The sequence below is a fragment of the Chitinophaga sp. 01L420 genome (assembly GCF_056399985.1).
Genome location: NZ_JBFTSK010000003.1, coordinates 275,577 through 291,504, shown reverse-complemented (window position 1 = coordinate 291,504; position 15,928 = coordinate 275,577). Strand labels below are relative to the sequence as shown.

Below are 15,928 nucleotides of genomic sequence, written 5' to 3'. Positions count from 1 at the left end.
GAGTGTTGGCAGGTACTGTAATGGTTGTTTAAATGGCGCAGAGCCACGTTTCACAAATACGTTTGCTGTCGAATCGTTAAATGGATCATCTCCATCCGGATTTTCCGAGGGCTGGCCTATAACGGTACAATGTTATTTTGTTATAGAACACAATAACCCTGTTATCTTTCCGGATAAACCTATCATAAAATGATTTTAAAAAATGTCATAGAATACCCGTTGACTGTAAGGTAGCAGTCATCAGAAATGGAAATCGCATAAACAGGTAAGTCTATTTTTCTTGTTGCCTGCAGGATAGAGAAAAAGGTGGCTTACTTTGGCTGAAATGGTTTGATATAGCACGGATGACTTCATAACGAAGGTTACATTTCTTCTCATCTGCACAATAGCTACGTGCTAATTTGTTGTATACCAAATATACCGTGAATACTTCAACTGTTATACGTCAAAATTGATTACTAGTTTGCAGATATTAACTTTAAGAAGATAACATCCACTCATGCAGATATCTTTTATTACAAACCATTTTCATGCTACTTTATAACAGACGCTATCTCCCTATCGCATCAACGCCCTCGGGTTCAGAGATATTATAAGAACATATACCGCATATTTTTGTATATAAGATAAGTTTTCTTCCCACTTATGTGTATTATGCAGGTTATTGAGGATCGGGCTGATCAGAGCATGTAAAAGATAAATAACGAATCGGTACGCTTTTTAAAAGACAGATATGAAATTCCTGCGCACGTTTTTGCTGTTGCTGGTAACACAGCACACATTTGCTCAAAACATCTTTACCGTTGATGATTTATCAAAAGACTTCTATGGTAAAATTTCGATTGATGACGCATCGGCGGTGTTCAGCCCCGGATGGGTGGCCATTTACGAGCGCCGTAGCCATAAAGAAATCATTAAGATAACATCCGACGAACTGGCATTGTTGCTTCCTGAAGGAAAAGTGATTTCCCCCAACATGTCTTTACCTTATGGTGAACAACGCCTCATTATACATGAGGATTTTAATTTCGATGGCAAAAAGGACCTCGCCATCGAAGATGGACAAAACAGTTGTTATCACGGACCATCGTTCCAGGTCTATTTGGCCACAGACAAAGGCTTTGTGTTTAATAGTGATTTTACCCGGCTCGCACAGGACTATTGTGGTTTGTTTGGAGTAGACAATAAAACCAAAACAATCTCCGTCTCTACCAAAGACGGTTGCTGCTGGCATGAGTTTTCGCAGTTTAAGGTGATTAACAATAAACCCCGGGCCATTAAAATCATTACCGAAAATGCCATCGGTGCTTCTCCTCTGATAGCAATTACAGAGCAAACCTGGAATGGCAAGACCATGATTACAAAAAAAATGGTTCAATTATATACAGAAGGAATTGACACTATTTTCTCCTTTATTGTTCCTGAAAATGGAAAGCGGGTATTGTTGTTTTCAAGTGAGCAGCAGCTGTACTATGCCCTGCTGCGCAAAGACGGCACGGTTGAATTTAGCTTCCCGGATCTTACAGCCGATCCGGTTGGCAGCTTTACCTTTTATCCACAGGAAAGAAGGCGTATCGTATTCCGTAATAAAAATGCCACCTATACGGTATATGAAACTGCTGGCAACATTGGCATCGACATTACCACCGGTGGCAAAACCTATCATTGGGCGGGAGAGATGGAAACGCGAAAAGGAAGTTTATATAAATACACTACTATGGGCTTTAGTAATGTAATCATGCCATAAGAAAATTAAAGTATTCTTCAAATTTGAGTCGTTAAATCAATGCCGATGTACAGATGGATAGCTATAGGTTACTTTTTTTCATCTGTATAGTTTGGGGGCGTATAGGTTACCCTGGCGAAGTTTTTTGTAAGAAGTTCTGTTTTCACAATTTCACCACCTTTAAATTTTAATTTCTTATCTCTCCAAATTTCGTTCTTCCGGTAAAACTGTCCCTCAATCTTTAAAAACTGGTGGTCTTTCTCTGTAACATGATAAGCATAATCCAGTTCAGTATCCATGCGAAGCTCACCCTCCAGGCATTTGTCGGTAAACCAAAGGTTGATCTGAAAAGTGTGTTCGGTATTGTTCGTAAACTGATAGTCACGGTAATTATAAAATACGGTCGCTCCGCTTCCGAAGGGCAGCACCCTCCCATCGTCTGGAAATGGATCAAATGAATGATGATACCTTTCGGTAACCGTTAATGGACTATGAATCACCAGCCAGTGAATTAAATTTGAAATCTGGCAAATACCGCCGCCAATTCCAGCCCTTGCTTCTCCAAATGATAGCTCCATTCCCGGTAAGTAGCCTTTTCTTTTGGTGGGCCGGCCAACAAGTTTACAAAATGAAAACGTTTGGCCTGGCCTGATGATGATGCCATCAATTTTCCTGGTAGCAATATTTAAGTTAGTGACCTTATTTATTTGTAATTGCCGGTCACTATCGCCAAGCTTTTTCAATAAAACAGATTGATGTTTTTTCACTCTATATGGTAATTTCTCCCTGCTATACTCTCCCACATACGCTTTATTGTCAAAATACCAGTCTGCATAACGCCTTACCCTTCTGGCCCACACCGCTAAAAAATATAAGATGGGATGTCTTTGGCTAAGGAGTTTTCTTTCTTTCATAAGGGTGCTGAATTGCTTTAAAAGTTCATCTTCAATAATCGCTCATATTGCCGGGCTTCAAACAGGGTCTCCATTTTTACAACCATGGTACTGTCACCCGGCCTGCAATATACGACTGTGTTGCAAAACTATCTTTCCTGAAAATGAGCCCCCCGTCAACAAAGAAGGTAATATACGGGCTGAATGCCCCATCTTCGTCCAAATCGATGATAAAAGCAGTACTATTGTACTATAAAATCCAGGAGTTAATTGTATGATCAGAAGGAAAAGAGAGCACTGGTTCAGAATGCTTTTTATATGGAACGGCTCCGTATTACCGCGATTACTACCTCGTTTAATACTATTATTTATATTATCATTCATGATAGTATATCTCCATGGAACTATTTTCTCCTTTAAGGTCCCGCTGAATCCCGCGCCATTCACCCTGTTTGGATTCGTGCTGGCACTATTTCTTGGCTTTCGTAACAATGCCAGCTACGAGCGTTTTTGGGAAGGACGTAAGCTTTGGGGAGCGTTACTAAATATCACACGATCTTTAACCCGGCAAGCTTTAACCCTGGTAAATTCCACCTCTGAGGAGGGCTCCACTGTAGAATTTGTACAACTGCTCAGTGCATTCAATTATGCGCTGAAACATCATCTGAGAGGAACAGATGCCCGGCCGGATTTAGAAAAGCGGCTTAATGAAAAACAATTTAAATTAGTAGCCGATACACAGTTCAAATACATTATCATCACGAAACTGCTGGCAGAATGGGTGCAAAAAGCAAGGATGGAAAATAGAATTGATTCTATCCAGCAAGCCCGTTTTGATGAAAATATCGATAAACTGGAAGAGGTAGCGGGCGGCTGTGAAAGAATTATGTCCACCCCCATTCCGTATAGCTATAGCGTACTACTGCACCGCACTATTTATATTTACTGCTTCTTGTTACCATTTGGATTTGTAGACAGCCTGGGATGGTTCACACCATTTATTGTGTCGTTCATTGCGTACACATTTGTTGCGTTTGAAGCCATTGCTGATGAAATTGAAGAACCCTTTGGTATGGAAACCAATGATCTCGCGCTTGATAATATGTGCGAGATGATTGACCGCACCATATTTGAATTAATCAATATCACCATAGCAGCATCTAAGGAATCTGACCAGCAACAAATCATCCACTAAAGGATTTTATATGGATGTAATGGAATAGCCTGCCAATCGGTGTTCTGTATTCTTAAGACCCGGGGTGAACCCCTTAATCTTTTATTAACCTTATTTAATGGAAGATCTGAGGATCCGGACTTATCTTGCCCACCGGTATTAAAACCGTATACTATTACATTCAGGTAATTCATTTTCATCAACAGCGCAGTTATGAGACCTTTTACTTCAGTCCTTTCCGTGTTTCTTTTTACAGGCCTCGCCCAGCAAGCCTATTCACAGAAGGAGCACCCAAAACTCAATTCCTTACAGGTTATCGGGTCACACAACAGTTATAAAAACGCTATCGAACCGGCTTTGTACAACTTTATAAAGGCCAGGGACTCCGCCAACCAATTGAGTGCACTTCAATATGAACATATCCCCATTACGGAACAGTTAAATCTGGGCCTTAGAAACCTCGAAGTAGATGTATATGCCGACAGTAAAGGCGGCAAATACGCACATCCTAAAGGATTAGAACTGGTTACACCGGATCAGCCTTATGACACCGCTGGCCTGATGAAAGAGCCCGGGTTTAAAGTGATTCACATACCCGATATCGACTTCAGAACCTCCACACCAACTTTTAAGCAATACTTACAGGAGTTGAGGGCCTGGTCTGATGCAAACCCCGGTCACATCCCGGTTTTCATTACGCTTGAACCAAAAGATGGAGGAGCCAATCGTTTCGGTACAATACCGGAAGCCTTTACCCCCGAATTATTTGATGAACTGGATGCCGTTATCAGATCCGTTCTGGGCGACAGCAAACTCATTACCCCGGACCTCGTACGCGGCAAATATAAAACGCTGGAAGCAGCAGTATTAAGCGGGAACTGGCCATCTCTCAAAGATGCCAGGGGCCATTTTTTCTTCATGTTAGATGATAGCGGTCAAAAAAGGGATCTGTACATAAAGGACCATCCCTCTTTAAAAGGAAGGGTAATATTTGCAAATGCAAAGCCAGGGACACCCGAAGCAGCAGCTATGTTCAGAAACGATCCTGAAGACACCGAAATACCCTCCCTGGTTAGCAAAGGCTACATCATTCGTACACGCGCCGATGCAGATACCAAAGAAGCCCGTGCTAATGATTATACCCGTTTTAATAACGCGCTGAAATCCGGCGCACAAATCATTACAACTGATTATTATAAACCAAGCAGGTTCTTTAACTCCCCTTATCAGATAAAATTTGAGGATGGATCGTACTCAAGGATAAAGTGAGCCAAAGGTAGTAGAAATAATCGCTGCTGAAAAGCCCGGCGGTGGCTTTAGGGTTGGGGATGGTGGTCTGTAGCGTTGAAAAGGTTCAATTTACGGGAAGCTACACCACATTAGTCAAGCCGGGCAAATATTCAGGGCTGGTCACGTGTGACTTTCTTAGTGCGAAGCATTGTCCGGATAACCAATACTGCTTCTTCTGCACCTGAAGGCTTCAGCTTACCACGTACCGTGTCTGCAATACTATGTGGGTTAATCACCACCTCTATACTTTCTCCACTGGACACTGATAACCTGAATTTCTGCGCCTGGACATACCGTTTGCCCTCGGGCAGTGTATAAGAACCAGACGTTTCTTCCGTGGTAACAGATACTATGTCCTGGTAATGATATTCATATGTTTTTTCGTTCAGGGCTACCTTTCTGATGAAGTTATAATCACAGATATAGGAAGCCAGCAAATGATCCGCCAGCAAAAAGATGGTCACACGGTATACAGCAAATCGAAGTACTTTGTCTTTTCCTTTACGGTACAATATTTCATCAGATGGAATTCCTCTGGTTACCCAGTAAATCGGTGCATATATCTTCAGCGGGTCTTTCTTAACGATTTGTGCTTCTTCAAGTCCCAGTTTTGCATAGGAAGCAGTTACCAGGTTCAAGATATCCTCCTCCAGCCAGCTATCTACCGTTTCATCTGACGGCGCAGTACGATATCTGTATATAATAAATGCTATCCAGGCCGCGCCTGCAAGCATCGCTATCCATCCTAATTCTATGAAACTTTTTGTTTGGGGAGAACTGTACCGTACCAGCAGCAGTCCTAGTACTAACATGATAATTGGAACTTTCAATTTAATCTTGGCGAAGTATTTCCTCAGCTCTCCGCTTCTGTAATTTCTATCCATATTTGGTTATTTAATTGAGGGTAGTGGAATAAACGCTTTATAGTCTATCCAGCAGGATAGCTGTAATAACAGAGTTCGCGGCGTTGGTGTGGGCTATTAATTCCCTGCATTTGGGGATATCAACGGGGTACGTGGCAGCCCTGTCTATCAGGGCCTGAATGTCTCTTGTATCCGATGTAAAACCGTTACCAATATAAAAATCATGTTTCGCCAAAGCCCTTAAATAATAGTAGTGTGCCTGTGTCGGGTCGAGTGAAATGGCTACAGCAAGATCCGGGTCAATTTTATCTGCAATCGACTTGGTAGCAAATTTTGGGCGCTTCCCATCCAGGTTCGCAAGGGCGCGATAATAAAAAGCATCCGCAATGGTGTCATCGGCCTGCAATACCTCATCAAGTATTTTTAATGCATCTCTGTATCGTTGCTGTTGTACACCTTTTATTGCCCGTTCAAGCAGTAATATTACGTCGGGAATGGCGTACACATTAAAAATCATATTCCCAACGTTTACCTGGCTTTTCACTTTTTGTTTCTGCTGGTTAAAAGTTGTCATAAGAACAGCCCCCCTACTGCCTGTATCAGATGTGTAAGGCCTTGCACCAACCCTCCTGCTGCGGTGATGCCGGTAAGTATATCCTTTGCGGCGATAAGGTAACCTGTTAAGGTGGCTTTATGCGCATCAGGCAGACTCGCCTCACTAACGGCGTTATCCAGGGCCTTTTGAGCTTTGGCGCCTACTGCGGCGTCTATCTTGTCTTCAGCAATAAACTCATTCAAAGAAACAGATAGTTGTTGCAGATGTTTCAAGAGGTCACCGGTGCTTTGAATTTGTCCAAAATGGATATCTCCACCTGCGTTATACTGGTTACGAACGTTCTGTCCCTGCTGGTTAAAGGTTGTCATGTAAATATACTTTTATCAATTTCAGGAATTGTGCTACAAACGCAATGATTAACAACAATAAAGCTATCTGGTAAGTATAAAGCCTGCTTCTTAAAGATAACAAATTTAACTTAAATAACGATTGGCCAATTGACGACGGAACAGTACTATTTCGCGAAATATCCCTTGTCCCAAATCCCACTTTCAGGTCAAAAAACAGCCCTATTTTAATCACACAAAAATGTCGTGTATATTTTTGTGTACGAGGCATCTTTGGGTTACTTCCGGTTGAGGAATCACATAATAAAAAGAATACGGCCATGACAAAAAAGCTTTCTCTGGGCGAATTTTACTGAACCTGTAAAGTGTTCAGGGCATCCTTAATAACAACATTCTAAACTAAATATTCCGAAATCAATCTGTCATTTTCAGAAAGAAATAGTATTAGCTCAGATTCGTTCCGTTCTCAAATGGAATTAAAATTCGATCATACATCTAAATAAAATAAGCATACTGGCACAAATACATACCGGCTAAAACCTAAAAAAAATTTGCGTAGTTAAATAACTACACTTATATTCGTAGTCAAGTAGCTACATAAAAAACATAAGACGAGATGCTTTCCAGGCCATCGCAACTCCCATCAGAAGGGCTATCCTGCTATTGGCTGCCTCTCAATCAATGACGGTCGGGTGCTATAGTGGCAAACTTTGACACAGCAAGCCCCATCGTTTCTAAACATCTGCAAATACTTACCGAATGTGAATTGTTTAAACAAGTGCAAAACGGCAGAGAAATTTATGATCACCTTAATGCAAAAAAATGAAAGACACACCTGACTTTATCGAGCTATTCCGCAAAATGTGGGACGATATCTTTAACAAATTAGAAAGCGTAATGAAAAATTATAAATCAAAAAAATAAAAAAGATGGAACAAAAAACAAAAATCCATGCCGAAGAAGGCAAGCAGGATTTAATTATTACAAGGGAATTTGATCTGCCATTGGAGTTGCTTTTCAAAGCACATGCCGAACCTGAAATTATTGAACACTGGATGTCGCACAAAAACGGCGCCACCAAAGTGATAAAACAGGAAAATAAAAAATTCGGTATCTGGCAGCTTGAAACAATTGACCTTAAAGGAAACAAAATCTATGGCGCCAGTGGTGTAACTCTTGATTTTATCCCAAACGAAAAAATTACACGGACGTTTGAAATGGAAAATGCCCCTTTTCCTGTTCAATTGGAATTTATCGAATTTGAAAAACTTACAGACAGCACCAGTAAACTTACGATGCAAATGGTATTTAAATCTGTTGACATCAGGGATCAACTACTTAAAATGCCGTTTGCCCAGGGAATAAATATGGCACACGACCGCATACAAGAGCTGCTTCAGGAAAAATAGCAGGCAGAAAAGGATAAACACTTTTCTACTTTGTATATTTAGATATAATAGCTTCTACTTACGTCATCTACTCCTAATTAAAAAATACTCCGTCATGAAAAAAAACATCATTTGCTGGTTTGAAATTTATGTAAAAGACATTTACAGAGCCAGAGACTTTTATACGAAAGTATTGAATGAAAAAATTAATAACGTGGTGGAAACACCTGGCGGGCCAGGCATTCCAAAATTTAAAATTGCCACCTTTGCTACAGGCAAAGACAGCAGCATTGTTAGCGGCTCATTGATAGAAATGGAAGGCACAAAAACCGGAGATGAAAAAGCAGTAAACACGATTGTATATTTTCCTACGGATGATTGTACTGCGAGTGAAAAAAAAGTAATAGAAGCCGGCGGTARAATTTTAAAATCCAAATTCCCGGTGGATGCACCCGGCTATTGCAGCGTATGTATTGACACCGAAGGCAATCCCATTGGCTTTTTCTCATTGGATAAGTAGCGGTTCGCTTTTCTCAGACCAGCAATGCTGTTATTATTAAATCACCGACGGCGGTATCTCTGAGCATGGGCGAAACGGATGGAAGACACAGGTGTGAAAGTAACGGTGGTGTAAATACATCAGGATGGCAATCTATGTTTTATTGTCAGACTAGTGCGCTGTGGACCAGAACACCCTTACACTCACCTCGTGGTTAGTACCAAACTGCACCTGTACTACTGCCACATAATTTCCTCCTGTCACTGTAAAATTAATTTGTTTCCATACCGGGCTGTTAACAGGATAGGAATAGGAAACACCAGTGGTAGTGGACGATTGTACTGCTCCGCCAAACTCCTGTATAACATACGAGTTGGGCGAATCCAGATCATATGTATTCAAACTGGGCGAAGTTCCGCCAGACGGACTCCAAATCACATTGGTTGTTTGATAATACGTGCCGGGGAGTTCGTTATTAAATACCGTTACTACCATAGGCCCGGGGGTCCTTGTATGAATATTGAACGATTGCGATCCCGCCGCAAATGAAAATAAAAAGCAAACTAAAAATCCAGCTAAGAATAGTACTCTTTTCATAAAATTGGGTTTAAAGTAACGTTCTTTTAAATGATTAAAGTGGTAACAAACATAGATTGCCATATGCTGATGTTTTTATACTAATCGTAAAATAAGCTTTGTTCCGGGCCACAGGAAATATGGATGAATTAACTCTCCGTTAATAAATAGCATTTACTCACACTGCTTCCTCCTATTTTACAATATTGGGATTTGAATGCCAGCCAGCCGTCAATTTCAAATTATTTCGGTAAATAACGATGATTCTGGGATGACAGCATCCTGCAACAATTATTGCGGAAATGAAATATAAAAGGTTGATCCTTGTCCAGGCTGGCTTTCAAACCAGATATGTCCTCCATGCGCTTCAACGATCTGCCGACAGATATAGAGCCCCAGGCCAAAAGAAGGCTCCCCCGATGTACCCTTTCGTTTAATAGTACTTTCAAATGGTTCAAATATTCTGGTCGTCATTTCGGGTGGAATACCGATACCATTGTCACGCACCGATATGGTAATACCGCCTGGTTTATTTTCAGATACTTTGGATGTTTCTGCTACCATGATCTCAATCGTTGCCCCTTCATGGCTGAATTTAATAGCATTTCCCACCAGGTTATCAACAACCCGGGAAAGCTTCCTTTTGTCTGCCAGCATAAAAGTAGCATTGGCTTTCGGAAGAATCAGTGTCTGTTTTTTTTCCGCAGCGCGATAAGCCAATAACTTTGCCGATTCCTCCAGCAACGCAATGACATCTATCTTTTCTTTCTCAAGCGGTTGGTTCCCGATATCGTAATCTGTTTCCAGTAACTCAGTAATTAATTGTAAACATCCCTTACTGGCCTGATCGATCAGCACCATCCATTCCTTCTCCCAGGTTGATGGCGGGCTATCCAGCATCATATCTGCAAAAGCGCTGACCGCCCCTATCGGATTGCGTAAGTCATGCGCTACCACCCTTATAAGCCGTGCGTAGTTCTTATTACTGGCCTCAAGTGCTGCTGTAATGGTGGTCAGTTGTTTATATTGTCCTTCTAATCTGGCATGAACACGCTCCTTTCTTCTTTTGTTTTGCCAAAGCAAGTAAATGATAATTCCTGCAAGTATACATGCAATGCCCACCAGCCACAATAAACGGGTGGCATAAATTTTCTCTTCCCTTATTATTTCAAGCTGCTGATTCTTCAGTGCATAGCTAATATAATCAATGCCCGATTGGTTGTCTATTTCCTGTTTTTCCCGGTATAGAACCACCAGTGCGGCACTATACTCATAAGCTTTTCGATCGTTCTTCCTGGTAATATAAAACTGATACAGCTTGTTATCTACATTTAACTCATAACTTCTGTATTTTTTTGCTTTTGTAATATCCAATGCCTGCTCGTAGAAGTTCACGGCTTTAGCAGAATCAGTACCCGCATATAAATCCGCAAGTTCTATCAGCACATCCAGACTCATAAAGTATAGTTTTTCACGCAGTCCTCCCGACAGTACACGCTGTAGCAGCTGGATACCATTTGCAGTATCCCTCTTCTCAAGATATCTGTTAGCCTGCAATTGCCCCACTGCCAGCAGCACGCGGATATCATGGTATTTTTGAGCTATCCTGGTTGCCTTATCGATGTATTGGTCTACTGAGTCAGCCGCAAACTGTTCCGGATATTGAAGAATGAAATTATAAATGACGAGCGACATGATGGAGTCATTTCTTAGTGTGGCGCCAAGGTCCATGGCTCTCCTAAAATGATTCAACGCCTTCTCACTATTGCCATTGGTATTATAAACCATCGCAATATTCATCAGTACTTGCACCAGATTGGAAGAATCACCGATGGCGTCGTATTGCTTATAGGCATCACCATAGTAGCGCAGGGCGAGCTCATTGCTCCCTTTTATGTCAAAATATATAGCCAGATTATTGGTGGCGTCCGCTACCCCCTTGGGATAATCGATTCTGTAAGCTATTTCCCGGGCCCTATTCCCGTAAATGAGTGTGGTATCTGCATCCTGCTCATAGGATAGCATACTTAATTTATTCAGTACATCCACATATTGGACACTGTCGGTAATAGCGGGGAGCGCTTTCCTGAGAGAATGTACAAATTCGTCCTGGCTGTGTACAGTACAGGATAGCATCAACAACAAAACAAGGCAGGCAAATATTTTCAATAGCAGATTGTTTCCAACAAATTAGTTTATATAATGAATAACTCAAAAAAACAATGTATAACCCGGGAGGGATGTTTAGTTTTGGGCCGGCTTGTCAAAACAAATCTTTCCATTTGTACCAAAGCAATGACGGTAATTGAATGAAAACGGGGAATATCTTTTTTTCAATATTCTCTAAAGGCCCATACATTCGCATTTGTCATTCTCAACTCCCCACTGCACTATCTTTAAATAATATACAATACGCCATACACTCCTTTTAGCAAATCTTCAATCTGCCCCGAAAACACGGTCCCAGAATTATGTTATATTTATAATAATCAAAATAATCTCTCATGGCAAAACAAATGTCTATCATTCCCTTTACGGGAAAACTCGGGAATCTCATTGGGTATAAGCGCAATGGCGAATACTTCCTGCGTAGCATGCCTGAAAGCGTGCAGCAAACGGCTGCTACCCGCCGCGCATCCAGGCGCTTTGGCATCGCCAGCAGGAAAGGCGCTTTTATCCGGCATGCTTTCTACCCCCACCTGGATATCCATTGTGATGGCGGCCACATCAATCGGCTGAACAAACTGCTCATTGCTGCCGGCGATCATCACGAGGCCATCACAGGCTTCCGCTTCAATCAGCATACCGGAGTAGATCGTTTCTTTCCGGTGGGTCCCCGGCTTCTCCCTAACGGGATATTAAATATTCCCGCACAAACCATCGATGGGTATAAAGGTATTACTGCCTTCGAAGTAAAAGTGATCGCAACGCGCATCGATTTTAGATCACGCCAGGTGGTAGGTAGCGAAACGGCTACACTAATGATAGAACCGGATACCACTTTCCAGGAAACAAATGTTTCACTGGAGGTACCCGGGCAGGGTTCACTGGTAGTAGTTTTCCAGGTAAGAGCGATGTACAAAGACGGCCCATCGCGCAGCAGACAATATATGGCCGCCGATATTATCGCGGTGACAGCACCACAGGTACCCAAATCCGCTCATAAACGTACTTACCCCAAGCGGATAATATTGCTTCCAAAATTTACCTGTCCACACGCATATCCAGCTGTCATTCAACTCGAATAAAGCGATCTTGCCCCCGGAGATATTTTGATGAATAATCCCTTTATACCTGCTTCTTTTCAATAGTACATCTCTTTCCGCAGCTACAGCCTGGCACTGGAGCAGCCCTGCTATGGCCACTCCTCACCTCCATTCATTTGCTGATGCAATTTCATCCCGGTTATACATCCTAACGTCATCCCCGCATCAAGTCCACCTTTACTGCACTGCTTCTATAGGTACTAAGCGGGTGCTAAGCATAGCCTGGACGGAATCTACATAATGAAGAGGTAATGCTGACTATAATGATGAGTGTTCCTAATGCACGATATCTTAAAAGTGTATTAAGCAACAACGAAGATAAAATCCCTTCTAAAATATCAAGATACAGATGAGAAAAAAAATGTACAGGTATAAAAAATGAAAGTATCTTCGATTGTAAAGCTGGCATCAGCATAGTAAATACTGCAAAAAAAAATGGCTATACAGGTAGATCTCTACGGAGAAAAATTTAAGACAAATCCATATTACAGGAAATCATGGTGTTGATCATTATATTGATATGCAATTGATGAGCAACTGCAAACACAACATCATCGCCAACAGCAGCTTTAGCTGGCGGGGTTTGGTTAAAGGAAAACCCTGAAAAAATTATTATCGGACGAAAAAATGGGTACATAATGATCTACCCAATTCAATAATACCATCTACATGGATAAATATGTGAATAAACCTTTAGTTACTGTTTTTATGGCCGCCTTTAACGGTGAAGCTTATATTGAAAAGGCAATAGAAAGTGTCCTCAATCAAAGCTTTACTGATTTTGAGCTATTAATTGTTAATGACGGCTCTACGGATCGTACACTTGACATCGTTCGTAAATTTACGGATCCCCGAATTCGTTTAGTTCACAATGACGGCAATAAAGGGCTTACTTTCACCCGTAACCGTGGGATTGAAGAGGCAAAAGGACAATACATCGCCATTCTGGATTGTGATGATTTAGCCATGCCTGATCGTCTTAAAGCGCAAACCAGTTTTTTAAATTCGAATCCTGAAATCGCAATATGTGGCGGACAAGCCATCACTATTGATGAATCTGGCAAACAGATTGGCAACTTAAATGTGATGGCCGGAGATAAGAATATGTCTCCCGAATTGGTATTTCACAATATCTTTATCAATTCATCCTTAATGATCAAAAGATCAGCCATGCTTGAGGCAGGTGGATACAGAGATTATTCCCCCGTGGAGGATTATGATCTTTCTTACAACATCTCTTTACATCATCCGGTAGCCAACCTTAACGAGGTCCTCGTCGCCTACCGCCTTCACGGAAATAACATTTCAAAGGTTCAGAATGAGAAAGCAATCAACGCAGAACTCCGTATCATCGAAAACATCCATACAAACCTGGGCATTCCTAAAGATGAAAATTTAATCCGGATTCATCATGATTACTTCTCTTATCGGTTTTTATCCAGAAGCTCTAAAGAATTCCTACAGGTTTTTGAGGCATTAAAACAGGGTAATGCTAAATCCAGGAATTATTCCATTCATATATTCAATGAAATACTCTACAAAAAATGGTTTTTACATTTAAGACATAAAAAAGAAAAAAGAATCCTTCCCCTATATTTTAAAAGTAGATTATTTGAATGGCAATTTGTTACGTTTAAGGAATTGCGTAAAGTATTCAAGCAGGCTTTTTTTCGTAATCTCTTCTTAAGACAACATTAATACTTCTTTGACGGTCTTAAAATTGTGTAAGGTTATATCACCTTTACCGGAATGCAAAAGCTAACTTTGAAGAGTTCTCCCTTGGGTTGCTCTGTATAAAGTTCAAAATAGGGTTTATCGTCAGGAATATAGTTGTTGTTGGGAAACCATTGACCATAAATCCAATCCCAGGCTTTTGGAAAATCTTTTGAGGATAGCTCAAATTCACAAATCAAATATCTCCCTTCTTCTATATTCATTTTTCCTATGATACCGCTTGTTTCAGTTTCCGGAGGAATAGATATGCACAAGGTCATCCTTTGTTTATCATTAAGCGCAACTTTTGGGTTATCGTGATAGAGAATCAGATACTTAAAATCATTTTTAATCAATTCTCTGGACGCAGCCCAGGCAAATAGTTCATCCCGGCTTTTTTGATACGATTCATTATTCCCTGTGTAGGAACCAAAGTTTCTGATGTAAGCAACCGTCATTGCTGGAAGCTTTTTCACCTCAACATTTTTAATAATTTCCATATTACCTGTCCATTTTATTGTATTGGACTCCGGACAAAAGTATGGGGTAATGCTGTCATTGATATGTTGATTCCTGCTATTCGTTTGACTAATATTGCTTTTTTGAATACTCACTTTTCTAAAAGAAGACGGGGGCGTTTTGAAATGCTTTTTGAAGTGCCGCGAAAAAACTGAAAGATCTGAAAACCCGCATTGAATAGCAATGTCTATCAATTTCTTCCCCGGCTGCAACATGATAAGCGACGCCGATTTTTCTAAGCGAAGTCTCATTATGAAATGAAATGGGGATTCGCCAATACAGGCTAAGAATATTCTATGAAAATGGAATTTGGAGAAATTAGAGACAGCCGCCAGCTCCTCCAGTGAAAGAGATTTTTCCAAATTCTCATCTATATAATCTACAACCTTGTTGATATTTTCTATGTAGCAATTATATTTTCCTTGCACGTGTCTTACAGATTATGTTCTTTTTACTTTCAGCTAGTGTATTAACAAACAGGAAGTAAGGCCAATTTCTGGCGTCAATGCAGGCCAGAAATTCATCAAAGACCAAGTTACAAAGAGGTCAATGATTTCTCTAATACAAGAGAAGGGAATCAGTTAAAGTCTCACGATTTCGCCGAATTAAAACGATGAACTCAGGGGTGTGTATTTTAACGTATTTCCTTAAAACGAAAAAGCCTGCAGATATTAAATCTACAGGCTTCAATCACCTTTTAACTATGTTATTTTGCGGAGAGTCAGGGATTCGAACCCCGGGACCTGTTACAGTCAACAGTTTTCAAGACTGCCGCAATCGACCGCTCTGCCAACTCTCCGTGTGGGACGCAAAAGTATAAAAGGAATTGAAAATAAAAAAATTTTTTGCAATAAATTTTTAAATCAGCCACCAGGGCGGGGCTGATAAATTTCAAATGACGAACTACGGACCGAAAGCGCTGTTTATTGTTCTTTTATTGATTCAAAAATTCGTCTGTCGGTCTTTGCTTTGCTCCGTAATTCGTCATTAATTATTCCTACTATTTCCGTCTACCTGTTAAAAGGTAGTGTTGTAACTTATTCCAGCTACCATAAAGGCAGTATTGTAACTATTTCCAGCTATCCCCGGGGGGATAATATTGTTATGATCGTTATGGC

At 40.9% G+C, this 15,928-nt stretch carries 14 protein-coding genes and 1 tRNA gene; 7 read left to right on the top strand and 8 right to left on the bottom strand.

Going from position 1 to position 15,928, the window contains the following annotated elements; translation table 11 throughout:
- The first annotated feature begins 733 nt into the window (after positions 1–733).
- Positions 734–1,747, top strand: a complete 1,014-nt coding sequence (locus AC1DP6_RS05165; RefSeq protein WP_477053870.1) for an XAC2610-related protein — start codon at positions 734–736, stop codon at positions 1,745–1,747.
- A gap of 68 nt (positions 1,748–1,815) precedes the next feature.
- Here AC1DP6_RS05165 and AC1DP6_RS05160 read toward each other — a convergent pair whose 3' ends face one another.
- A complete protein-coding gene (locus AC1DP6_RS05160; protein WP_477053869.1) occupies positions 1,816–2,640 on the bottom strand; it encodes a VanW family protein in 825 nt (274 codons plus the stop codon).
- 253 nt (positions 2,641–2,893) lie between these two features.
- On the opposite strand from AC1DP6_RS05160, the gene AC1DP6_RS05155 reads away from it, so the two are divergent.
- Both AC1DP6_RS05155 and AC1DP6_RS05150 read left to right on the top strand, forming a co-directional pair.
- Positions 2,894–3,814 carry a bestrophin family protein gene (locus AC1DP6_RS05155; protein ID WP_477053868.1) on the top strand — a complete coding sequence of 307 codons (921 nt, stop codon included), beginning with the start codon at positions 2,894–2,896 and terminating at the stop codon, positions 3,812–3,814.
- A gap of 192 nt (positions 3,815–4,006) precedes the next feature.
- Positions 4,007–5,062 carry a phosphatidylinositol-specific phospholipase C1-like protein gene (locus tag AC1DP6_RS05150; protein WP_477053867.1) on the top strand — a complete coding sequence of 352 codons (1,056 nt, stop codon included), beginning with the start codon at positions 4,007–4,009 and terminating at the stop codon, positions 5,060–5,062.
- Positions 5,063–5,193: 131 nt separating this feature from the next.
- Here the strand turns inward: AC1DP6_RS05150 and AC1DP6_RS05145 are convergent, their stop codons facing one another.
- From AC1DP6_RS05145 to AC1DP6_RS05135, 3 genes are all read right to left on the bottom strand, one after another.
- Positions 5,194–5,895: a hypothetical protein gene (locus AC1DP6_RS05145; protein ID WP_477053866.1), complete on the bottom strand. Its 702-nt coding sequence runs from the start codon at positions 5,893–5,895 to the stop codon at positions 5,194–5,196.
- Positions 5,896–6,004: 109 nt separating this feature from the next.
- Complete coding sequence (locus tag AC1DP6_RS05140; protein WP_477053865.1) at positions 6,005–6,463, bottom strand: tetratricopeptide repeat protein; 459 nt, start codon at positions 6,461–6,463, stop codon at positions 6,005–6,007.
- A 53-nt stretch (positions 6,464–6,516) separates the two neighbouring features.
- Positions 6,517–6,870, bottom strand: a complete 354-nt coding sequence (locus AC1DP6_RS05135; protein WP_477053864.1) for a hypothetical protein — start codon at positions 6,868–6,870, stop codon at positions 6,517–6,519.
- A 908-nt stretch (positions 6,871–7,778) separates the two neighbouring features.
- On the opposite strand from AC1DP6_RS05135, the gene AC1DP6_RS05130 reads away from it, so the two are divergent.
- Both AC1DP6_RS05130 and AC1DP6_RS05125 read left to right on the top strand, forming a co-directional pair.
- A complete protein-coding gene (locus AC1DP6_RS05130; RefSeq protein WP_477053863.1) occupies positions 7,779–8,258 on the top strand; it encodes an SRPBCC domain-containing protein in 480 nt (159 codons plus the stop codon).
- A 94-nt stretch (positions 8,259–8,352) separates the two neighbouring features.
- Entirely contained in the window at positions 8,353–8,757 is a 405-nt protein-coding gene (locus AC1DP6_RS05125; RefSeq protein ID WP_477053862.1) for a VOC family protein, read from the top strand.
- Between the two features lie 150 nt (positions 8,758–8,907).
- Here AC1DP6_RS05125 and AC1DP6_RS05120 read toward each other — a convergent pair whose 3' ends face one another.
- Both AC1DP6_RS05120 and AC1DP6_RS05115 read right to left on the bottom strand, forming a co-directional pair.
- Positions 8,908–9,333 (bottom strand): hypothetical protein, encoded by a 426-nt coding sequence (locus AC1DP6_RS05120; RefSeq protein WP_477053861.1) that lies wholly within the window; start codon positions 9,331–9,333, stop codon positions 8,908–8,910.
- 270 nt (positions 9,334–9,603) lie between these two features.
- Positions 9,604–11,481: an ATP-binding protein gene (locus AC1DP6_RS05115; RefSeq protein ID WP_477053860.1), complete on the bottom strand. Its 1,878-nt coding sequence runs from the start codon at positions 11,479–11,481 to the stop codon at positions 9,604–9,606.
- 335 nt (positions 11,482–11,816) lie between these two features.
- Between AC1DP6_RS05115 and AC1DP6_RS05110 the strand changes: the two genes are divergently transcribed.
- Both AC1DP6_RS05110 and AC1DP6_RS05105 read left to right on the top strand, forming a co-directional pair.
- On the top strand, positions 11,817–12,560 hold the full coding sequence (locus tag AC1DP6_RS05110) for a hypothetical protein (protein WP_477053859.1): 744 nt from the start codon (positions 11,817–11,819) through the stop codon (positions 12,558–12,560).
- Positions 12,561–13,247: 687 nt separating this feature from the next.
- Positions 13,248–14,276: a glycosyltransferase family 2 protein gene (locus AC1DP6_RS05105; RefSeq protein ID WP_477053858.1), complete on the top strand. Its 1,029-nt coding sequence runs from the start codon at positions 13,248–13,250 to the stop codon at positions 14,274–14,276.
- A 32-nt stretch (positions 14,277–14,308) separates the two neighbouring features.
- On the opposite strand, the gene AC1DP6_RS05100 is transcribed toward AC1DP6_RS05105, so the two are convergent.
- Both AC1DP6_RS05100 and AC1DP6_RS05095 read right to left on the bottom strand, forming a co-directional pair.
- On the bottom strand, positions 14,309–15,238 hold the full coding sequence (locus tag AC1DP6_RS05100) for an AraC family transcriptional regulator (RefSeq protein ID WP_477053857.1): 930 nt from the start codon (positions 15,236–15,238) through the stop codon (positions 14,309–14,311).
- 286 nt (positions 15,239–15,524) lie between these two features.
- Positions 15,525–15,609: transfer RNA gene (locus AC1DP6_RS05095), tRNA-Ser, on the bottom strand.
- Positions 15,610–15,928 lie beyond the last annotated feature (319 nt).